The organism is Nocardioides sp. Z21_20, assembly GCF_059766585.1.
This window is the reverse complement of sequence record NZ_JCBAJX010000002.1, coordinates 73,782-95,832: the sequence shown is the minus strand read 5'-3', so window position 1 is coordinate 95,832 and position 22,051 is coordinate 73,782. Positions and strand designations below refer to the sequence as shown.

Sequence of the window (22,051 nt, the reverse complement as noted above, 5' to 3'; positions counted from 1 at the left end):
CTCACTCCTCGCGCAGCAGGTCGAGGACCGCTCGCTCCATTGCGACCTGCCGCGCGTCGGCGCCCTCGGCGACGTGCGCCGTGCTCAGGTCGATGGTCTGCCCGTGCTCGTAGGCCTCGATCACCCGCGGATCGACGTACGAGGAGCGGGCCAGCGTCGGGGTGTTGCCGAGGAACGACGACACCTCCTTCATGGCCCCCGAGACCGCCCGCTTGCGCGAGGCCGCGCTCTCGCCGTGCTCCTGGGTCTCGGCCAGGGCCGCCGCCGCCAGCACGGTCGCGTGCCAGGTGCGGAAGTCCTTGGCCGACCCGTCCAGGCCGGTGGTCTCGCGTACGTAGTCGTTGACCAGTACCGGCAGCACCCCACGCCAGGAGCGGCCGTTCTTGTAGGCGAGCAGCCGCGGGTCCTCGTGGCGCCGGCGCCGCATCACCTGGATCGCCTCGGCCACCACCTCGTCGTCGATCTCGATGCGGTGCTCGACACCGGATTTGCCGGTGAACATGAAGACCAGCCTCCCGTCGCGGCGGCGCACGTGGCGTCGCTCGAGCGTGGTCAGCCCGAAGCTGCCGTTGGTGTCGGCGTAGACGTCGTTGCCGATCCGGAAGTAGCCGAGGTCGAGCAGCCGGACCGCGGCCGCGCAGGCGCGCTCGAGGGGCATCCCCTGGCGGCCGAGGTCGGTCACGACCAGCTCTCGCGCCTTGCTGAGGGCCTCGCCGAAGGCCTGCACGCGCTCGAACTTCTCCGCGTCGCGCCGGGTTCGCCAGTCGTCGTGATAGAGGTACTGGCGCCTTCCGGCGTCGTCGGTGCCGACGGCCTGGAGGTGGCCGTTGGCGTACGGCGTGATCCACACGTCGCGCCACGCCGGCGGGATGACCAGGCCCCGGATGCGCTCGACGGCCTCGTCCGGAAGCCGGTCCCCGGACTGATCGAGATAGACGAACCCACGCCCCGCCCGTCGCCGGGTCCAGCCCGGCTGGTCGGGCGAGGTCCTGCGCAACCGCACCATGCCGGTGCAGGTTGCCACGAGGGGGGCGCGTCAAACCCCGTGCGTCAGGCCGCCGGGCCGGCCTCGAGCTGCGCCCGCAGCTGCTCGCCGCGCCGGCGCCCCAGCTTCACTGCCAGCGGGTAGACCGCGCGGGCCCGCTCACCGTCGAAGAGCGCGAGCGGGCGGACACCGGCGATCTCGGCCATCGCGCGGGTGGGACGGATGAGGGTGACGGTGCTGTCCGGGTGCCGCGACCGCCACCGGCTCAGCTCACGCTGGAGCAGGAACCCGGCGGTGCGCCCCATCGGCCCCATCACGGTCCCGGCGAGCGGCGCCACGACGATCACGTGGTCGGCCTGCGCCGCCGCGTCGACCGAGGTCGCCGACCACATCCCACCGTCGATGTAGAGCCGTCCGTCGACCCGGTGCGGCGGCAGCAGCCCGGGTACGGCGGACGAGGCCGCCACCAGGTCGGCGAGCGGATAGCGTCCCCCGTCCAGGATGTGCCGCCGGCCGCTGCGCAGCGCCACCGCGGAGACGGAGACGAGCGGATGGGTGGTCTCACCGAACAGCATCCGGGCGGCGTCCGCCAGGATTCCCGAGCGGCTGTTGGGCACCGGCGTGACCGGGGCGCGACCCATCTCCTCGTAGGTCATCCCGAGCGCGATCGCCGACGCGGTCCATGACCCTGCGGAGGTGCCGAGCGAGGGCGCGCTCCGCACGGGGACGCCGGTCGCGGCGAGGCCCGCTGCGACGCCGGCGGTGAAGGCGATGCCGAAGACGCCACCCCCGCCGTAGACCATCGCGAGTCGGTGCCGGGCCTCGAGGAGCGCTGGTCGGCCGTTGAGGGCGACCACGAGTCCGTTGTGCCTGTTCGCCATGTCGCCTCCAGGTGGGGTCCTACTGCCCAGTATCCGGCGCACGGTACCCATGTGGGCAGGGGCAAACGTCCCGACGGGTCGTGTCACCGGTGGGGCAGAAGAAGCCGCTGGTGCTGGCGGTGCCACAGCTGTGGAGAGTCTCTGGGCTGGGGAGTCCCATTTCGATTGTTGTCCACAGATTCGGATCGAGGCAGGTCAGCGGGGAGGGGATTGTCGGTGGCGCCTGCTTGAGTGAGTGTCATGGAGATCACACTCGGCCTCGCAGATGGCACCGGTGACGGTGCCGCTGGTGGCGCGGTCGCGGTGATCTCCTGCGCCGAGGAGGCCCTGGCCGGGTTGGACTCGGTGCTGTGGGCCAGCAGGACCTCCGAGGAGCTGATGGACGGGGTTGCTGCCTTGGAGGGGCTGCGGGCGCACCTGGCCGCGGTCGAGGCCGAACTGCTGGGCGAGATCCACGCCCGTGCCGCAGCCAAGACCGAACGGGCCTGGGCCTCCACCGGGGACTGGCTCACCCACCTGGGTGGGCTGCGCCGTGCTCAGGGCAAGCGGGCGGTCGACCATGCGGGGCTGTTGTGCGGAGACCGGCACGCGACGTTGGCGGCGCTGCGCGCGGGCCGGGTCTCACCCGAGCAGGCCGCGGTGATCCTGGATGCGGTCGAGCAGTTGCCCCGCAACCCGCGCCTGCGCGAGGACGCTGAGGCGCTGTTGCTGGGTGAGGCCGAGCGCCTGGATGCCTCGGAGCTGACCAAGGCCGCGCGGCACCTGGTTCACGTCGTCGACCCCGAGCGCACCGAGCGGGACCTGGAGAAGGCGCTGGACCGCGCCGAACGGGCCGCGCACCTGGACCGGTTCCTGTCCCTGGTCGACGACGGCGCCGGCGGGATCCGCCTCAAGGGCCGTGGGTCAGTGGAGGACGCCGCGGTTCTCAAGGCCGCGCTGCTCCCGCTGACGAAGCCCCAGCCGGCGTTGAGCGAGGACGCCGAGGGTGAGGGGTGCTCGGGGGAGGTGCTGGATCCGCGTGATCATGGTGCGCGGTTGTGGGATGCGCTGATCCAGACCGCCCAGCACGCCCTGGACACCGACCAGGCACCGGAGTCGCATGGCGCTCGGCCGCGGGTCACGGTCACTATCGACTACACGCCCCTGACCCGTCACCTGGACTGCAAGGCGCCCACCACTGCTGAGGGCAACTTCGCCGCTTCGGAGGGTGGCATCGACTGGTCGCTCCTCGGGACCGCGCTGCCCGACGACCTGGCCGCCGGGCTGGGAGTGACCGACGAAGGCCTCACCCTGTCCGCGGCCACCGCACGCCGGCTGGCCTGCGACGCCGACCTGATCCCCGTCGCCCTCGGCGGGCCCGGTGAACAACTCGACGTCGGCCGCGCCCACCGCCTGGTCACCCCGGCCCTGTGGCGCGCGCTCGTCGTTCGCGACCGGCACTGTGCGTTCCCGGCCTGTACCCGGCCCCCGGTGATGTGTCATGCCCACCATCTCGTCCACTGGGCCGACGGCGGGGCCACGTCACTCGACAACCTGGTCCTTCTCTGTGGCCACCACCACCGCACGCTGCACCACAGCCCCTGGCGGGTCCGGCTCAACGCCCACGACCGACTACCGGAGTTCCTGCCACCCCCGGGCCGCAGACGGCCTCACCACAGCCACGGCCAGCACCAGGACGGTCACCGCGCCGATTGGCCGGACCCGCCGCCACCCGACTGGACCCGCCACCGACCACGCCGCGAATAGACCTCAACTGACCACGGGCGAGGTGTCCTCCGAGCACGAGCTCGTCCTGCTGGTCGACTCCATGTCCGTGACGCGACCTGCGCTACGTCATCCGGGCGGCCGAGGCGATCGGCTCGTAGTCCGTCACCATCCGCGTCCGCGCCGCCTGGCTCTCCCGACCACGAGGGCGAGCAACGCGAGCGCTCCGGCACCGGCCAGCCAGCCCCAGGCCTCCCGAGGCAGCCCGGCGATGTCCGAGGAGGGCGCACCGCTCGTGTCCGCTCCCCCGGACGGCGTTCCCGCCTCGGCGTCATCGGCACCCCCGGGCGCCGGCCTCGCCTTGACCAGGTCGCGTACCTCCGCGGGCAGCTTCAGCTCCAGGACCGGCGCCTTCAGCCCCTCCGAGCTCAGCAGCACGCGCCCGCGCTCGTCGACGGCGATGCCCTCGCCCTGCTGCTGCTCGGGCAGGTCCATCGACGCCACCTCCGCCAGCTGGGGGAACGTGTAGACCACCGCCCGGGTGTAGCTGCGCACGATCACGTGCCGCCCGTCGGGGAAGAAGGCGCCGTCGGTGGCGACCCCGAGCACCGGCCCCATCGCCTCCAGCTGGTTGCTCCCCGAGGCGTCGAGCTCCTCCGGCGCGGCGTAGAGCGTCCCCCCGAAGACCGACTTGCTGACCACGAACAGCCGCCCCGTCCCGGGGTGCGCCAGCAGCGTCTCCGCGTCGCGCGCGCCGTCGGGGTAGACCAGGTCGATCGTCGGCTGCGAGCCCTGCAGCTCGCCTGCACCGAGCGGCACCTGCACCACCCGGACCACCTCGCGCGACGAGCCGTTGTCGCCGATGTCGCCCACCCACACCGTGCGCTCGCCGTCACCGCCCGGTCCGGGGGCGAGCGCCTCGATGTCCTCGGGCTCCCCGTCGTCGGTCCCCGGGTCCCACCGGGTCACTCCCACCGTCTCCCCCGTGCTCGCGTCGACGGTGAAGACACGGGCCGCGTCACCGGAGTCGTTGACGGTCACGACCAGCCCGTCGCCCGCGACCAGGCCGCTGGACTCGACGATCTCGGGATCGGCGAAGGAGAACAGCACGTCCGGCGGCGCACCGGACCCGCTCTCGGCGCTCAGCCCGACGACGAAGGGGACGGTCAGCAGCAGAGCCCCCGCCGCCTCACGCGTCCACATGCTCCTCGAGCAGCAGCGCCAGCTTCGGCTGGACGGCCCAGGTGGCGACCAGCTCGTCGTACTCCTTGCGCACGCCGCCGCCCTTGACCGGGCTGCCGGTGCGGATCGCCCGCAACATCGTGTTGCGCGGGGTGTGCTCGCTGCCGACGAACTCCACGACGTCGACGCGGTAGCCCTGCAGCCGCAGCAACGAGGCTCGCAGCGCGTCGGTGAGGGTGTCGGCGAACCGCTCGCGCAGGATGCCGTGCCGGGTCAGCAGCGAGTACGGCGCGGGGGTGGGGTTGCGACGCAGCTGCGCGGCGATGTCGTGGTGGCAGCAGGGGGCGGCCAGCACCAGCGACGCCCCCCAGCCGACCGCGCGGGCCAGCGCCTCGTCGGTCGCGGTGTCGCACGCGTGCAGCGCCAGCACCACCTCGGGCGGCTCCGGGAGCTGTGCGCCGGCGATGGTGCCGACCACGAACGTCGCGTCCACGCCGAGGTCCGCGGCGACCGAGCTGTTGTGCTCGCGCGACTGCTCCTTGACGTCGACTCCGGTGAGCGCGACGGGCAGCCCGCGGACGGCGGAGAGGTAGTGCTGCGCGGCGAAGGTCAGGTAGGCGTTGCCGCAGCCGAGGTCGACGATGCGCAGCGGCTCCTCGGCGGTCGGCTTGCGCAGGTGGCCGCCGTCCAGGGCCTCGGTCAGCGAGCTGTCGAGCAGCCGGAGGAACTCCTCGACCTGGCGGTACTTGGCCTGCCGGGTGGGCTTGATCCGGCCCTGGGCGTCGGAGATCCCCAGTGCCCGGAGGACCGGGTCGTCCTCGGCCAGCAGCCGTGGCTTGTCGCGGTCGTGCCCGCGGTCGATCTCGACCTCGGCGGCCCGGTCCGCGGTGTGCACGAGCGCCTCGAGCTTCTTGGTGACCCGGACCTGGTGGGTCTGGGTGGTGGTCTCGACGTGCCAGTTGGCGAAGGGCTCGTCGAGCAGGTCGTCGACGGCGTCGCGGGCGGCGTCACCGGCGAGGTGGTTGCTGGTGTGCGCCTGGGTGTCGTCGTACGCGGTGACCTGCAGGTGCCGTCCGGCCTTGAGGTCGACGTAGCGCAGCTCGACACGCTTCCAGCGTGGCTGCTGGCCCTTCTGGCGGCCGGTCGCCACGGCGCGGACCAGCCCCTCGGGGTCGAGCAGGTGCCCGCGCATGCGGGCCAGGACGCGGAGAAGAGGCTCGGACACGGTGCTCCGGGTGACGGTCTAGAGGAACGAGGCGATGACGACGATGACGATCAGCGCCGCCAGCGCGAGGGGGATCACGAGTCTGCGATGGCGGGGGTTCACCCTTCGATCCTAGACGCGAGCAGCTCGGCCAAGTGCATCGCCGGGACGTCCGCGAGGTCGTCGAGCTGGATGCGGCACGACATCCCGTCGGCGAGCACGATCGCGTCCGGGTGGGAGCGCACGGCCGGGAGCAGCTGGGTCTCCGCGACCGCCACCGACACCTCGTAGTGCCCCTTCTCGACCCCGAAGTTGCCGGCCAGCCCGCAGCAACCGCCGACCTTCGTGACGCTGGCGCCCGCCCGGCGCAGCAGCCGCTCGTCGGCCTCCCAGCCGAGCACCGAGGAGTGGTGGCAGTGCGGCTGGGCGACGATCTCCACGCCGGTGAGGTCCGGCGGGGTCCAGCCCTGACGCTCGAGCAGCTCGGCGAAGGTGAGCACGCCGCGCGACACCTCCACCGCGCGCGGGTCGTCGAGCAGCTCGACGGCGTCGCTGCGCAGGGTGGCCAGGCACGACGGCTCGAGGCCGATGATCGGCACGCCGCTCGCCACGTACGGCGCGAGGGTGGCGACGGTGCGCGCCATGATCGAGCGGGCCTTGTCCAGCTGGCCGGTGGTGATCCAGGTCAGCGCGCAGCACGCCGGCTCCGGGATCACCTCGACCCGCAGACCGGCCGCCTCGAGCACCTCGATCGCGGCCATCGCGCCACCGGGCAGGAAGTGGTTGGTGAAGGAGTCCGCCCAGATCCACACGTCCGGGGTCTGCGTGGGGCCCGGTGCACCGGCCTTCGTCCGAGCCTTCGCGCGCGCCTTCGCCTGCTGCTTGAGCGACTTGGGCGCGAACGTCGGGATCGAGCGACGCTGGTCCAGCCCGGCGGTCGCCTTGGCCGCGCGGGCCAGCGGGCCGAGCTTGAGCGCGCGGTTGGCCAGCGGGCTCACCGGCTGGGCCAGCCGGGCCCAGGTCGGCAGCCGGCCGAGGGTGTAGTGGGTGCGGGGCCGGCGCTTGCCCCGGTACTGCTGGTGGAGGACCTCGGACTTGTAGGTCGCCATGTCGACACCGGTCGGGCAGTCGCGTCCGCAGCCCTTGCAGGCCAGGCACAGGTCGAGCGCCTCGTGGACCGCCGGGTCGTCCAGGCCGTGGACCAGCTCGCCGTCGAGCGCCTCCTGCAGGACCCGGGCGCGACCGCGGGTCGAGTCCTTCTCCTCACGCGTCGCGTCGTACGACGGGCACATCACGCCGCCGCCCGGCCCGGCGATGCACTTGCCGACGCCGGTGCAGCGGTGCGCGCCGTTCGCCAGCGACCCGGAGTCGTGGGTCAGCCGCAGCATCGGCAGCGGCTCGTGGCGCGGGCGCCCGGGGCGCAGGGCCCCGTCCAGCGGGTCGGGGTCGACGAGCACGCCCGGGTTGAGCAGGTCGTCGGGGTCGCAGATCGCCTTGACGGCCCCGAACAGCCGCATCGAGTCCTCGTCGTACATCAGCGGCAGCAGCTCGGAGCGGGCCCGCCCGTCGCCGTGCTCACCCGAGAGCGACCCGCCGTACTTCTGCAGGGCCCGCGCCGAGTCGAGCAGGAACGCCCGGAAGCCGCGTCCCTGGTCCTCGAAGCGGAAGTCGATGCGCACGTGCACGCAACCGTCCCCGAAGTGGCCGTAGGGGACGCCGTCGAGGTCGTGGTCCTTGAGCAGCGCATCGAAGTCGCGCAGCCACGCGCCGAGGTGCTGCGGCGGCACGGCGGCGTCCTCCCAGCCGGAGTACGCCGGGCGGCTGAGGCTGCGCGCGGCCAGACCGGCGCCGTCCTCGCGGATGCGCCACAGCGCGGCGGCCTCGGCCGGGTCGGCGACGACGCGGTGCTCCAGGGCGCCGGCGGCGGCCACCACCCGCCTGGCCAGCGCGTCGGCCTCGGCGGAGGTCTCCGCGGTCACCTCGGCGAAGAGCCAGCCGGCGCCGCGCGGCAGGTCGGGGACCGCTCCCCCGGTGGCGCGGACGATGTCGACGATCCGCGCGTCGAGGCCCTCGCAGGCCACCAGCGGCTGGTCGAGCAGCGCCGGCACCGCGTCCGCGGCCTCGAACATGTCGGGGTAGCCCAGCACCACCAGCGTGCGCACCGGGGCGTCGCGGACCAGCCGGACGTCCGCCTCGAGGATCAGGCCCAGGGTGCCCTCCGAGCCCGCCAGGAACCGGTCCACGCGCCCGCCGTGCTCGGGCAGCAGCTGCTCGAGGGAGTAGCCGCTGACCTGCCGGGTGAAGCGCCCGAACTGGGTGCGCACGTGGCCGAGGTGGTCCCCGGCCAGCGCACGGAGCCGCTCCGCGGTGGCCCCGTCGCCGACGCCCGCTCCCGCGAAGGAGCCCAGCGCGGCCTGCTCGCCGTTGCCGAAGGCGACCTGGAGGCCGGCCACGTTGTCGGAGCTGCGGCCGTAGCCCAGGGCCCGGGAGCCGCAGGCGTTGTTGCCGATCATCCCGCCGACGGTGCAGCGGGTGTGGGTCGAGGGGTCGGGACCGAAGCGCAGCCCGTGCGCGGTGGCGGCGCGCTGCAGGGTGGCGTGCACGGTGCCCGGCTGGACCCGCGCGGTGGCGCTCTCGACGTCGAGGGAGACGACCTTGTTCAGGTGGCGCAGGGTGTCCACGACGATGCCGGGCCCGATCGCGTTGCCGGCGATCGAGGTGCCGGCCCCACGCATGGTGACCGACGTGCCCAGGCTGCGGGCGACGTCGAGCACGGCGAGCAGCTCGTCGGTGTGGCGGGGCCGCACGACCGCCTGCGGGACGATCCGGTACAGCGAGGCGTCCGAGGAGTACAGCGCCCGCGAGAGGGTGGAGTCGTCCACGTCGAGCACGTCGCGCCGGCGCAGCTCGGCGGTCAGGTCCGCGCCGGTCAGGCCCGTGCCGCCCGGGGCCGCGCCGCCTGGGATCGTGCTGCCGGGGCTCGCGCCAGTCACCGTCGTCACGTCTCCTCTCGCGGCCCGGATCGGCCGCGCCCATCCTCCCACGCCCGGGAGGGCGGCCACGTCCACGCCCGCGGGCTCACCAGTGCTGCATCGAGCCCCGGAAGACGCCGGCCAGGTCCTCGCCGGTGACGGGTCGGGGCGCGGTGGCCAGCAGCCGCTGCTGCTTGAGGGCGCCCTCCACCAGCGCGTCGACGTCGCTCTCGCAGTAGCCGACCTCGGTGAGACCGTTGGGGATGCCGATGTCGCGCATCAGCGCACGCAGCACCCCGGGCAGGGTGTCGGCACCGTCCTCGGCGACGTCGGGGTCCAGCAGCCGGGCCGCGGCCAGGTGCCGGGCCGGGTCCGCCTCGAAGGTGAATGCGAACGCGGCGGGAGCCGTCAGCGAGACCGCCATCCCGTGCGGCACCATCGCCTCGTCCTGCGGGTAGCCCGCGGGGCGGTAGTCGCGCACCCGGCCGGCGATCGGGTAGGCGTTGGCGTGCGGGATGTGCACGCCGGCGTTGCCGAAGCCGAGGCCCGCGAACGTCGCCGCCAGCGCCATCTGCTCGCGCGCGGGGGCGTCGTCGCCGTCGCGCACGGCGGTGCGGAACGCCCCGGCCAGCAGGCGCAGCGACTTCTCGGCCCACATGTCGGCCACCGGGTTGGCGCCGCAGTAGGGCACCCGCTGCTCGGGCCGCTTGGCGTCGAAGTCGGCGTACCACTGCGCCGTCCAGCTCTCCAGGGCGTGGCACAGGATGTCCATCCCCGAGGCGGCCGTCACCATCGTGGGCTGCGACATCGTCAGCCGCGGGTCGACGACCGCCAGCGTCGGGCGCAGCCGGGGGTGGCTGATGCCGGTCTTCACGTGCAGGGCGAGCACGTCGAGCACGCAGATCGTGGTGCTCTCGCTGCCGGTGCCGGTCGTGGTGGGCACCGCGACCAGGGGCAGCAGCGGGTGCTCGGGCGCGCGGGCCTTGCCGACGGGCGCGTTGATGTAGTCCATCAGCTCGCCGGGGTTGGTGGTCAGCAGGTTCACCGCCTTGGCGGTGTCGATGGCGCTGCCGCCACCGACCGCGACGATCGCGTCGAAGGGACCGGCGTCGCGGGCGAACGCGATGGCCTCGTCCAGCGACTCGTCGGTGGGCTCGACGTGCGCCCGGTCGTAGGTGGTCACCTCCACGCCGAAGCCGGTGATCTCCTCGGCGATCCGGGCCGGGTGGCCGGTGGCGGCCACCCCCGCGTCGGTGACCAGCAGCGCGCGTCGCGCGCCGTACTGGGTCAGGTCGTAGCCGATCTCGCTGGAGGCGCCGGGGCCGAACTTCAGGGCGGGCGCCGCATAGGTGAACACCGTCTCGCGCATGGCGTCACGATAGCCATGGCGGCGCCCGTTGGCGGCGAGGCCGGAGCGGGCGTCTCGCGCGGGCTCGAGCGTTGTGCGCTCAGCCCTGCTGGCTCGCCGCTGCCTCGAGGGCGTGCACGACGACGTCGAGCACCGGCCAGCCCGGACGCCCGAGCTCGCTCAGCGGCACCCAGGCCACCCGGTCGGTGGTGCCGTCGACCTCGCTCACCCGCGGCTCCTCCCCCTCGGGCACCGTCGCGGTGTAGATCAGGTGCACCCCGTGGAAGTCCTCCGTGCGACCCGAGGGCGCGGTGCCGGTGAAGTGCACGTCGTGCACGTCAAGCAGCGCGCCGACCGTGCACTCCACGCCGCACTCCTCGCTCACCTCGCGAGCCAGCGCCTTCGCCGGCGGCTCGCCGTGCTCGATGCCACCGCCGGGCAGGGTCCAGGCGCCGGGGTGGGCGGCCCGCGCGGAGAGCCGCGTCAGCAGCACGGCCGGCACCGGCTCGGCGCGGCGCACCAGCGCGTACGCCGCGACCCGCTGGTGGCGCGAGGGACTGTGGTCGGCGAGCGCCTCGAGCACCATCGGCACCACCGGCACGGTCCCGTCGAGCACCCCGGCCACCGGCTGCCAGGCCGCCTCCACGGTGGAGCCGTCGACCTCCACCACCCGCGGCGCGGGGGCGTCCACCGGCACCCACCCCTCGTAGACGATCCGCAGCGCATGGGCGTCGACACGCCTGCCGTCCCGCCAGGCGCCGGGCAGGTGGGCCGAGTAGACCCGCGCCTGGTCGCCGACGCGGGCGTGCAGCCCGGTCTCCTCGTAGATCTCGCGCACCACCGCGTCGCGCGGGTCCTCGCCGTGGTCGATGCCACCGCCGGGCAGCGTCCAGAGCTCGTCGGCGGAGATGTGCGGCGCGAGGCGCGAGAGCAGGATCCGACCACGGCGCACGATGACGGCGTAGGCCGCGACGCGCTGCCGGCGTGGAAGGTTCCCCATGTGTCCCAACCTATCTCCTGGGTACCTTGGGGCCGTGCCCGTCAAGCCTCGTGACCCCTGGCTCGACAACGCCAAGATGCTCTTGGTGACCGCCGTCGTGGTCGGTCACGCCCTGGTCCTGATCCCGACCAGTGACCTGTCGGGTCGCGTCTACGACGCGATCTACTACGTGCACATCCCGGCGTTCGTGCTGATCACCGGGTACCTCTCCCGCAGCTTCGAGTGGACCCGCCGGCACTTCCGCTCCCTGGTCACCACGCTGTTGGTGCCCTACCTGGTCTTCGAGGGACTCTTCGCGCTGTTCCGCCGGGAGGCGGGAGGCGAGGAGCCGCTGGAGCGGCTCTGGCTCGATCCGCACTGGCCGATGTGGTACCTGGCGGTGCTGATGGTCTGGCGCCTGGCCACCCCGCTGCTCAAGCGGCACTGGGTGGCGATCCCGATCTCACTGGTGATCAGCCTGCTCGCCCCCTTGGTCTCGCTCGACGTCCTCGACCTGAACCGGGCGCTGGCCCTGCTCCCGTTCTACGTGCTCGGGCTGCACCTGACCGGCTGGGAGCTCAAGCAGGTACGCCGCCGCGGGGCCTGGGTGGTGGGCGGGCTCACGGTGCTCGGCCTGTGGTGGCTGGCGGGGCGCACCGACGACTGGATCAGCACGGAGTGGCTCTACCAGCGCTCGTCGTACGACGACCTGGGCGCGACGCTGCCCGGCGCCTTCGCCGACCGGGGCCTGCTCCTGCTGATCGGCATCGTCAGCGCCTTCGGCGTGCTCACGCTGATCCCGCACGGACGCTTCTGGCTGACCGACGCCGGCCGCTACAGCATGGTGGTCTACCTGCTGCACGGGTTCGCGGTGAAGGGGGCGACCTACGCCGGCTACGACGAGTGGCTGCCCGCCGACCCGCTCGCCCAGGTGCTGATCACCATCGTGCTCGGCATCGCGCTGGCCTGCCTGATCGCCTGGGAACCGGTCGCGCGGGTGCTGACCCCCCTCGTCGACCCGGTGAACACCCTCGCGCGCGCCGTCCGCCGGCGCTCGGCTCACCCGGCGGACGCCTCCTCAGCTACCGAGGACAGGGCCGGCGACGGTCCCGCGACCTCGGAGAAGACCTCCGGCGACGGCCCCCAGGACGGCAGCACCGCCGAGCGGGGCACCTCGTCGAGGCCGAGCGCCTCGCGGCGATCCGGCGCCTGACCGCCCAGGTGGTGGGGGTGCCACGGGGCGTGCTCACCGGGCCGCGGGCGGTGCTCGGGCAGGCGCTGCAGATCCTCGAGCATCTCGGTCAGCCGGGCCCCCAGCCGGTGGGTGAACTCGGTCAGGTCCTGGGTGGGCGCCACGGCCATCGGCGCCCCGAAGCGCACGTCGACCAGGCGGCCGCGCGTCCAGTCGGGGCCGGGCTCGCGGCCGGCGACCGGGCGGCCGACGCTGTAGATGCGCTGGCTGCCCCACAGCGCCACGGGCACCACCGGCACCCCGGTCTCACGGCCCAGCGACGCCACCCCGCGCATCAGCGGCCGGACGGTGTAGGAGTAGGAGATCCCCGCCTCGGGGAAGACGCAGACCGCCTCCCCCTCGCCCAGCATCCGGCGTGCCCGCAGGTACGCCGCGGCGGGGGCCTGCCGGTCCACGGGGATGTGCTGCATCGCGGAGAGCGCCCGCCCGGCCACCGGGTGGCCCCAGGCATCGTGGCGGGCCATGAACCGGACGTGGCGCCGACGCTGCAGCGCCGCCTGGCCGATGAACACGAAGTCGGGGTAGGACACGTGGGTGGCCGCCAGCAGCACCGGCCCGGAGGCCGCGACGTGCTCGAGCCCCTGCCAGCGGGTCCGGACCCCCAGTCCACGCACCAGGGTGTGGCCCAGCGCGGCGGTCAGCCGGTAGGCACCGGTGCTCACCCGGGCACAGCGCCCGCGACGAGTCCGGCGCGGAGCCGGCTCACGTGAACGGCGGGCGCGCGTCGCGCGCCAGCGAGCGGCGTCCGGCCCACGTCCACAACCGCGCGGCCCGGTCCCGGTCCTCCTCGGTGACCAGGTTGCCCATCCAGCGCAGCGCCAGCGTCATCAGCGCGTCCGAACGCATCCCGATCGGCCCGAGGGCGGGCAGCAGCCGCGGCACGGTGACCAGGCCGGCAAGCCGGCGGGCGATCGAGAACGCCTCACCGTAGTGCTCGCGCAGGAGGGCAGGCCAGGCGACGGAGAGGTCCTCCACGCCGCCGTCGAGCAGCTCCACCAGGAGCCGGCCGCTCTCCAGGCCGTAATCGATGCCCTCGCCGTTGAGCGGGTTCACGCAGCCCGCCGCGTCGCCGATCAGCGCCCAGTTGCGACCGGCCACGTGCGAGACGGCGCCGCCCATCGGCAGCAGCGCCGAGGTCGGGGCGCGCAGGTCGCCGGAGAGCTCGAACTCCTCACGGCGCTGCTCGGCGTAGTGCTTCATCAGCGGGCGCAGCGCCACGTTGGCCGGGCGCTTGGAGGTCGCCAGCGTGCCGACGCCGAGGTTCACCTCACCGGTGCCGAGCGGGAAGATCCAGCCGTAGCCGGAGAGGATCTCGCCCTCCTCGCCACGCAGCTCGAGGTGGCTGCTGATCCACGGGTCGTCGGAGCGCGCCGAGGCGATGTAGGAGCGCCCGGCCACGCCGTACACGGTGTCGCGGTGCCACACCCGGCCCAGCATCTTGCCCAGCGGCGAGCGCACGCCGTCGGCCACGACCAGGCGCCGGCAGGCCACCTCGACGCGCTCGCCCTCGTGCTCGAGCACGACCGCGGCCACCCGGTCGCCGTCCATCCGCACGTCCACCGCGCGGGCGCCGTCGACGGCTGCGGCGCCGGACTTGATGGCGGTCGTGCGCAGGTGGTCGTCGAGCTCGGTGCGCGCCACCGCGGAGCCCCAGTCCGGCAGCGTGCCGCCGGGCCAGGGCAGGTGCAGCGTCTGGCCGAAGCCGTGTGCGCGCAGGCCCTGGTTCACGGTGTGCGCGCGCAGCCAGTCCTCCAGGCCGAGCTTGACCAGCTCGCTGATCGCGCGGGGGGTGAGCCCGTCTCCGCAGGTCTTGTCACGGGGGAAGACCGCGGCGTCCACCAGCAGGACGTCGAGGCCGCTGCGGGCGGCCCAGGCGGCCGCCGCCGAGCCCGCCGGGCCGGCGCCGACGACCAGCAGATCAGTCTGGGCGGGGAGTGTGCTCACCGGCCAATTCTGACAGGCGCCACCATCAGCCCCGCAATCCGGCCCGGCCGAGGACCGCCCGTGAGCCGCTCAGCGCGGCAAATGCGAGACGGCCCCGCCTCCCGTGGGAGACGAGGCCGTCTGTGCCGACGACGAGCGTCAGTTCTGGTAGGACCCGAAGTCGAAGTCGTCCAGAGCGACAGCAGCACCGCCTGCGGTGTTGCCGAACTCGTAGTCGTAGGAGTCGTAGCCGGTGACGGAGTACGCCGCGGCGCGGGCCTCCTCGGTGGGCTCCACCCGGATGTTCTTGTACCGCTCGAGACCGGTACCCGCCGGGATCAGCTTTCCGATGATCACGTTCTCCTTCAGACCCAGCAGCGAGTCGGAGCGGCCGTGGATCGCCGCGTCGGTGAGGACGCGGGTGGTCTCCTGGAAGGAGGCCGCGGACAGCCACGACTCGGTCGCCAGCGAGGCCTTGGTGATGCCCATCAGCACCGGACGACCCGAGGCGGGCTGACCGCCCTCGGAGACCACGCGGCGGTTCTCCTCCTCGAAGCGCACCCGGTCGACGAGGTCGGAGGGCAGCAGGTTCGTGTCGCCCGACTCGATGACCGTGACCCGACGCAGCATCTGGCGCACGATGATCTCGATGTGCTTGTCGTGGATCGCCACGCCCTGGCTGCGGTACACGGTCTGCACCTCGTCCACCAGGTGCTCCTGCGCACGGCGCACACCGAGGATCCGCAGGACGTCCTGCGGGTCGGGCGTGCCGTTCGTGAGCATCTGGCCGACCTCGATGTGCTGGCCGTCCTCGACCATCAGGCGCGAGCGCTTCGAGACCGGGTACTCCTGGACCTCGGAGCCGTCGTCGGGGGTGACCAGGACCTTGCGGGCCTTGTCGGTCTCCTCGATCTCCACGCGGCCGGCGGCCTCGGCGATCGGCGAGCGACCCTTGGGCGAGCGGGCCTCGAAGAGCTCGACCACGCGGGGCAGACCCTGCGTGATGTCGTCGGCCGAGGCCACACCACCGGTGTGGAAGGTACGCATCGTCAGCTGCGTGCCGGGCTCACCGATCGACTGGGCCGCGATGATGCCGACGGCCTCGCCGATGTCGACCAGCTTGCCGGTGGCCAGCGAGCGGCCGTAGCACTTCGCGCAGGTGCCGGTGCGAGCCGAGCAGGTCAGCACCGAGCGGACCTTGACGATCTCGATGCCGGCGGCGATCAGCTCGCCGATCTTGACGTCGCCGAGGTCCTCGCCGGCGGCGGCGAGCACGTCGCCGGTCACCGGGTGGACGACCTCCACGGCCGCCGAGCGTGCGTAGGCAGCGGTCTCGGCGTTCTCCGCCTTGACCACGTTGCCGTCCGCGGTGCGCTCGCCGATCCGCTTGGGCAGACCGCGCTCGGTGCCACAGTCGTCCTCACGGATGATGACGTCCTGCGAGACGTCCACCAGACGACGGGTCAGGTAGCCCGAGTCGGCGGTGCGCAGCGCGGTGTCGGCGAGGCCCTTACGGGCACCGTGGGTGGCGATGAAGTACTCGAGGACGGTCAGGCCCTCACGGAAGTTCGACTTGATCGGGCGCGGGATGATCTCGCCCTTCGGGTTGGCCACCAGACCACGCATGGCCGCGACCTGCCGGATCTGGTTCATGTTTCCGGAGGCACCCGAGTCGACCATCATGTAGATCGGGTTGGCGCGGTCGAAGTTCGCCTCCATCGCCTTACCGACCTCGGCCGAGGCCTGGGTCCAGATCTCGATGAGCTCCTGGCGGCGCTCCTCGTCGGTGACCAGACCGCGCTCGAACTGCTTCTGCACCTTGGCGGCCTGCGCCTCGTAGCCCGACAGGATCGCCTTCTTGTCGTCGGGCGTGGTGACGTCGTCGATCGAGACCGTCACACCGGAGCGGGTGGCCCAGGTGAAGCCGGTGTCCTTGAGCGCGTCCAGCGAGGCCGCGACCTCGACCTTGGTGTAGCGCTCGGCGAGGTCGTTCACGATCGCGCCCAGGGCCTTCTTGCCCACCTCGTAGTTCACGAAGGGGTAGTCGGCCGGCAGGGTGTCGTTGAAGATGACCCGGCCCAGCGTGGTCTCCAGGGTGAACGAGCGACCGGTCTCCCAGTCGCCGCCCTGGCCCAGCGGCGGGACGACGTCGTCGAGGCGGATCTTGACCTTGCTCTGCAGCGAGATCTCGCCGCGGTCGAAAGCCATGATCGCCTCGGCGGGGGTCGAGAAGCCGCGGCCCTCGCCCGGCTCGCCGGTCCGGTCGGTGGTGAGGAAGAACAGGCCGATGATCATGTCCTGGGTGGGCATGGTCACGGGGCGGCCGTCGGACGGCTTGAGGATGTTGTTCGTCGACAGCATCAGGATCCGCGCCTCGGCCTGGGCCTCGGCGGACAGCGGCAGGTGCACCGCCATCTGGTCGCCGTCGAAGTCGGCGTTGAACGCCGAGCAGACGAGCGGGTGGATCTGGATGGCCTTGCCCTCGATCAGCTGGGGCTCGAAGGCCTGGATGCCGAGACGGTGCAGGGTGGGCGCACGGTTGAGCAGCACGGGGTGCTCGGTGATGACCTCTTCGAGGACGTCCCACACGACCGGGCGGGCGCGCTCGACCATCCGCTTGGCGGACTTGATGTTCTGCGCGTGCGACAGGTCGACGAGCCGCTTCATCACGAACGGCTTGAAGAGCTCCAGCGCCATCTGCTTGGGCAGACCGCACTGGTGCAGCTTCAGCTGCGGACCCGACACGATCACCGAGCGACCGGAGTAGTCCACGCGCTTGCCGAGCAGGTTCTGGCGGAAGCGACCCTGCTTGCCCTTGAGCATGTCGGACAGCGACTTCAGCGGCCGGTTGCCCGGGCCGGTGACGGGACGGCCACGGCGGCCGTTGTCGAACAGCGAGTCGACGGCCTCCTGCAGCATCCGCTTCTCGTTGTTGACGATGATCTCCGGAGCGCCCAGGTCGAGCAGCCGCTTGAGGCGGTTGTTCCGGTTGATCACGCGACGGTAGAGGTCGTTGAGGTCCGAGGTGGCGAAGCGGCCACCGTCGAGCTGGACCATCGGGCGCAGGTCCGGCGGGATCACCGGGACGGCGTCGAGGACCATGCCCTGCGGCTGGTTGCCGGTCTTGCGGAACGCGTCGACGACCTTGAGGCGCTTGAGGGCGCGGACCTTCTTCTGGCCCTTGCCGGTGGCGATGGTCTCGCGCAGCGACTCGACCTCGGCCTCGACGTCGAAGTCCTGCAGGCGCTTCTGGATCGCCATCGCGCCCATGTGGCCCTCGAAGTACTTGCCGAACCAGGTCTTCATCTCGCGGTAGAGCATCTCGTCGCCCATCAGGTCCTGGACCTTGAGCGACTTGAACTGGCTCCACACCTCGTCGAGGCGGTCGATCTCGCGCTGGGCGCGGTCGCGCAGCTGCTTCATCTCCCGCTCGGCGCCGTCCTTGACCTTGCGGCGCGCGTCGGCCTTGGCACCCTCGGCCTCGAGGGTGGCGAGGTCCTCCTCGAGCTTGCGGGCGCGGTCCTCGATGGAGGTGTCGCGACGCTTCTCGAGACGCTCGCGCTCCAGCTGCACCTTGCCCTCGAGCGAGGACAGGTCGCGGTGACGCGCGTCCTCGTCGACCGAGGTGATCATGTAGGCCGCGAAGTAGATGACCTTCTCGAGGTCCTTCGGCGCCAGGTCGAGCAGGTAGCCCAGCCGGCTCGGGACACCCTTGAAGTACCAGATGTGGGTGACCGGGGCGGCGAGCTCGATGTGGCCCATCCGCTCACGGCGCACCTTGGAGCGGGTCACCTCGACGCCGCAGCGCTCGCAGATGATGCCCTTGAAGCGCACGCGCTTGTACTTGCCGCAGTAGCACTCCCAGTCCCGGGTGGGACCGAAGATCTTCTCGCAGAAGAGGCCGTCACGCTCGGGCTTCAGCGTGCGGTAGTTGATGGTTTCCGGCTTCTTGACCTCGCCGTGGCTCCACGTGCGGATGTCGTCCGCGGTGGCCAGGCCGATCTGAAGCTGGTCGAAGAAGTTCACATCGAGCACGGTGGCTGCTGTCCTTCGTTTGATTCTTGAAAAATGTGTGGACCGAGGGCCGGGAGGCGCACCGGTGGGTGCGCCTCCCGCGTCACTCAGACTTCTTCAACCGAGCTGGGCTCGCGACGCGACAGGTCGATCCCGAGCTCCTCGGCGGCGCGGAAGACGTCTTCCTCCGCGTCGCGCATCTCGATGGCGGTGCCGTCCTGGGACAGCACCTCCACGTTGAGGCACAGCGACTGCATCTCCTTGACGAGCACCTTGAACGACTCGGGGATGCCCGAGTCGGGGATGTTCTCGCCCTTGACGATCGCCTCGTAGACCTTGACGCGTCCGGGGACGTCGTCGGACTTGATCGTCAGCAGCTCCTGCAGGGCGTAGGCGGCGCCGTACGCCTCCATCGCCCAGACCTCCATCTCGCCGAACCGCTGGCCACCGAACTGGGCCTTACCGCCCAGGGGCTGCTGCGTGATCATCGAGTAGGGGCCGGTGCTGCGGGCGTGGATCTTGTCGTCCACCAGGTGGTGCAGCTTCAGGATGTACATGTAGCCGACCGAGACGGGCTCGGGGAACGGCTCGCCGGACCGGCCGTCGAACAGGTCGGCCTTGCCCTTCTCGCCGATCATCCGCACGCCGTCACGGTTGGGCAGCGTGGAGCCGAGCAGGCCGGTGATCTCGTCCTCGCGGGCACCGTCGAAGACCGGCGTCGCGACCTTGGAGTTGGGCTCCGCGGACTCGGCGTGGATCTTGATCAGGCGCTGCTTCCACTCGGCGTCGGCCGGGTCGGCGTGCAGGTTGAGGTCCCAGCCCTGCTTGGCCAGCCAGCCGAGGTGCAGCTCGAGGATCTGGCCGATGTTCATCCGTCGCGGGACGCCCAGCGGGTTCAGGATCACGTCGACCGGGGTGCCGTCCTCCATGAACGGCATATCCTCGATCGGCAGGATCTTGGCGATGACGCCCTTGTTGCCGTGGCGACCGGCGAGCTTGTCGCCCACCGAGATCTTGCGCTTCTGCGCGACGTAGACGCGGACCAGCTGGTTGACGCCCGGGGGCAGCTCGTCGCCGTCCTCGCGGTCGAAGACCCGCACGCCGATGACCGTGCCGGACTCACCGTGCGGCACCTTCATCGAGGTGTCGCGCACCTCGCGCGCCTTCTCACCGAAGATCGCGCGCAGCAGCCGCTCCTCCGGCGTCAGCTCGGTCTCGCCCTTGGGCGTCACCTTGCCGACCAGGATGTCACCGGTGGTGACCTCGGCGCCGATGCGGATGATGCCGCGCTCGTCGAGGTCGGCCAGCATCTCCTCGGAGACGTTCGGGATGTCCCGGGTGATCTCCTCGGGGCCGAGCTTGGTGTCGCGGGCGTCGACCTCGTGCTCCTCGATGTGGATCGAGGTGAGGACGTCCTCCTGCACCAGGCGCTGGCTGAGGATGATCGCGTCCTCGTAGTTGTGACCGTTCCACGGCATGAAGGCGACCAGCAGGTTGGTGCCCAGCGCCATCTCGCCCTGGTCGGTGCAGGGGCCGTCGGCGATCGGCGTACCGACCTCGAGCCGGTCGCCCTCGCTGACCAGCGGACGCTGGTTGATGCAGGTGCCCTGGTTGGAGCGGCGGAACTTGGCCAGCCGGTAGGTCTGGTAGGTCCCGTCGTCGTTCATGGTCTCGACCGCGTCGGCCGAGACGTCCTTGACGACGCCGGCCTTCTCCGCGGTGACCACGTCACCGGCGTCGACGGCGGCGCGGAACTCCATGCCGGTGCCGACGATCGGCGAGTCGCTGACCACCAGCGGCACGGCCTGACGCTGCATGTTGGCGCCCATCAGCGCGCGGTTCGCGTCGTCGTGCTCGAGGAAGGGGATCAGCGCGGTCGCGACCGACACCATCTGGCGCGGCGAGACGTCCATGTAGTCGACCTCGCCGGCCAGGATCTCCGAGACCTCGCCGTCGCGCTGGCGCACCAGCACCCGCTCCTCGACGAAGCGCAGGTCGTCGTCGAGGACGGCGTTGGCCTGCGCGATGACGTAGCGGTCCTCGTCGTCGGCGGTGAGGTAGTCGATCTGGTCGGTGACCTGACCGTCGACGACCTTGCGGTACGGCGTCTCCACGAAGCCGAACGGGTTGATCCGGCCGTAGGAGGCCAGCGAGCCGATCAGGCCGATGTTCGGGCCTTCCGGCGTCTCGATCGGGCACATCCGGCCGTAGTGCGACGGGTGGACGTCGCGGACCTCCATGCCGGCGCGGTCACGGGAGAGACCACCCGGACCCAGCGCGGAGAGGCGACGCTTGTGCGTCAGGCCCGCGATGGGGTTGGTCTGGTCCATGAACTGCGACAGCTGGGAGGTGCCGAAGAACTCCTTCAGCGCCGCCACCACGGGTCGGATGTTGATCAGCGACTGCGGCGTGATCGCCTCGACGTCCTGGGTCGTCATCCGCTCGCGGACCACCCGCTCCATCCGGGCCAGGCCGGTGCGGAGCTGGTTCTGGATCAGCTCGCCGACCGTGCGCATGCGACGGTTGCCGAAGTGGTCGATGTCGTCGGAGGAGACGCTGAGCTCGCCCTGGGGCGAGTCCATCTGCTCGCGGCCGTCGTGCAGCGCGACGATGTACTTGATCGCGGCGACGATGTCGTCGACGGTCAGCGTCTGCTGGTCGAAGGCCTCGGTCAGCCCGAGCTTCTTGTTGATCTTGTAGCGACCGACCTTGGCGAGGTCGTAGCGCTTGGGGTTGAAGTAGTAGTTGTTCAGCAGCGTCTGCGCCGCCTCACGCGTGGGCGGTTCGCCCGGGCGCAGCTTGCGGTAGATGTCGAGCAGCGCGTCGTCCTGGCCCTGGGTGTGGTCCTTCTCCAGGGTCAGCATCATCGACTCGTACTCGCCGAACTCCTCGCGGATCTGCTCGTTGGTCCAGCCGAGGGCCTTGAGCAGCACCGTGACGTTCTGCTTGCGCTTGCGGTCGAGACGGACGCCGACGAGGTCGCGCTTGTCGATCTCGAACTCCAGCCACGCGCCACGCGAGGGGATCAGCTTGGCGGTGTAGATGTCCTTGTCGGACGTCTTGTCGGCCGAGCGCTCGAAGTAGACGCCCGGGGAGCGCACCAGCTGGGAGACCACGACGCGCTCGGTGCCGTTGATGACGAAGGTGCCCTTGTCGGTCATCAGGGGGAAGTCGCCCATGAAGACCGTCTGGCCCTTGATCTCACCGGTGTCGTTGTTGGTGAACTCCGCCGAGACGTACAGCGGAGCGGAGTAGGTGAAGTCCTTCTCCTTGCACTCGTCGACGGTGTACTTCGGGTCGTAGAAGACCGGGTTCTCGAACGACAGGGACATCGTCTCGGAGAAGTCCTCGATCGGCGAGATCTCCTCGAAGATCTCGGTCAGCCCCGACTTGCGGGACACGTCCTCCCCGGCGGCGAGGCGACGCTCGACGACGGCCTGCCACTTGTCGTTGCCGACCAGCCAGTCGAAGCTGTCGGTCTGCAGGGAGAGGAGCTGTGGAACCTCGAGAGGCTCGCTGATCTTTGCGAAAGAGATTCGACGGGAGTTACCAGCGTTGGTGCGCGCGGCCAAGAGATTTCCTTCGAAGGGATCGCTGAAGGTTGTGT

General features: G+C 71.5%; 12 protein-coding genes and 1 pseudogene. 2 read left to right on the top strand and 11 right to left on the bottom strand.

Annotation, left to right across the window (positions count from 1 at the left end; all coding sequences use genetic code 11):
* Position 1: 1 nt before the first annotated feature.
* Positions 2-1,006 (bottom strand): DNA topoisomerase IB, encoded by a 1,005-nt coding sequence (locus AC6EH9_RS04020; RefSeq protein WP_498420802.1) that lies wholly within the window; start codon positions 1,004-1,006, stop codon positions 2-4.
* Between the two features lie 44 nt (positions 1,007-1,050).
* Complete coding sequence (locus AC6EH9_RS04015) at positions 1,051-1,866, bottom strand: patatin-like phospholipase family protein (protein ID WP_498420800.1); 816 nt, start codon at positions 1,864-1,866, stop codon at positions 1,051-1,053.
* Between the two features lie 240 nt (positions 1,867-2,106).
* Here AC6EH9_RS04015 and AC6EH9_RS04010 point away from each other — a divergent pair, with 240 nt between their 5' ends.
* Positions 2,107-3,612 carry an HNH endonuclease signature motif containing protein gene (locus tag AC6EH9_RS04010; protein WP_498420798.1) on the top strand — a complete coding sequence of 502 codons (1,506 nt, stop codon included), beginning with the start codon at positions 2,107-2,109 and terminating at the stop codon, positions 3,610-3,612.
* A 123-nt stretch (positions 3,613-3,735) separates the two neighbouring features.
* Here the strand turns inward: AC6EH9_RS04010 and AC6EH9_RS04005 are convergent, their stop codons facing one another.
* The 5 genes from AC6EH9_RS04005 to AC6EH9_RS03985 form a co-directional block, all read right to left on the bottom strand.
* The gene (locus tag AC6EH9_RS04005; protein WP_498420796.1) at positions 3,736-4,773 is read right to left on the bottom strand and encodes a hypothetical protein; all 1,038 of its coding nucleotides are present in this window, start codon (positions 4,771-4,773) and stop codon (positions 3,736-3,738) included.
* Entirely contained in the window at positions 4,760-5,944 is a 1,185-nt protein-coding gene (locus tag AC6EH9_RS04000) for a class I SAM-dependent methyltransferase (protein ID WP_498420794.1), read from the bottom strand. The genes AC6EH9_RS04005 and AC6EH9_RS04000 overlap by 14 nt, the downstream gene beginning before the upstream one ends.
* A 131-nt stretch (positions 5,945-6,075) precedes the next feature.
* Entirely contained in the window at positions 6,076-8,949 is a 2,874-nt protein-coding gene (locus AC6EH9_RS03995; RefSeq protein WP_498420792.1) for an FAD-binding and (Fe-S)-binding domain-containing protein, read from the bottom strand.
* Between the two features lie 85 nt (positions 8,950-9,034).
* Positions 9,035-10,297, bottom strand: a complete 1,263-nt coding sequence (locus AC6EH9_RS03990) for a hydroxyacid-oxoacid transhydrogenase (protein WP_498420789.1) — start codon at positions 10,295-10,297, stop codon at positions 9,035-9,037.
* A gap of 79 nt (positions 10,298-10,376) precedes the next feature.
* Entirely contained in the window at positions 10,377-11,276 is a 900-nt protein-coding gene (locus tag AC6EH9_RS03985; RefSeq protein ID WP_498420787.1) for an NUDIX hydrolase, read from the bottom strand.
* Between AC6EH9_RS03985 and AC6EH9_RS03980 the strand changes: the two are divergent.
* A pseudogene (locus AC6EH9_RS03980) lies at positions 11,275-12,225 on the top strand (acyltransferase family protein); the annotation flags it as partial. The gene AC6EH9_RS03985 and the pseudogene AC6EH9_RS03980 sit on opposite strands and share 2 nt — an antisense overlap.
* An 89-nt stretch (positions 12,226-12,314) precedes the next feature.
* Here AC6EH9_RS03980 and AC6EH9_RS03975 read toward each other — a convergent pair.
* From AC6EH9_RS03975 to rpoB, 4 genes are all read right to left on the bottom strand, one after another.
* Positions 12,315-13,169 carry a lysophospholipid acyltransferase family protein gene (locus AC6EH9_RS03975; RefSeq protein WP_498420785.1) on the bottom strand — a complete coding sequence of 285 codons (855 nt, stop codon included), beginning with the start codon at positions 13,167-13,169 and terminating at the stop codon, positions 12,315-12,317.
* Between the two features lie 40 nt (positions 13,170-13,209).
* Positions 13,210-14,451 (bottom strand): geranylgeranyl reductase family protein, encoded by a 1,242-nt coding sequence (locus tag AC6EH9_RS03970; protein WP_498420783.1) that lies wholly within the window; start codon positions 14,449-14,451, stop codon positions 13,210-13,212.
* A 138-nt stretch (positions 14,452-14,589) separates the two neighbouring features.
* Positions 14,590-18,465: a DNA-directed RNA polymerase subunit beta' gene (locus AC6EH9_RS03965; RefSeq protein ID WP_498420781.1), complete on the bottom strand. Its 3,876-nt coding sequence runs from the start codon at positions 18,463-18,465 to the stop codon at positions 14,590-14,592.
* Between the two features lie 86 nt (positions 18,466-18,551).
* On the bottom strand, positions 18,552-22,016 hold the full coding sequence (gene rpoB / locus AC6EH9_RS03960) for a DNA-directed RNA polymerase subunit beta (protein WP_498420779.1): 3,465 nt from the start codon (positions 22,014-22,016) through the stop codon (positions 18,552-18,554).
* Positions 22,017-22,051 lie beyond the last annotated feature (35 nt).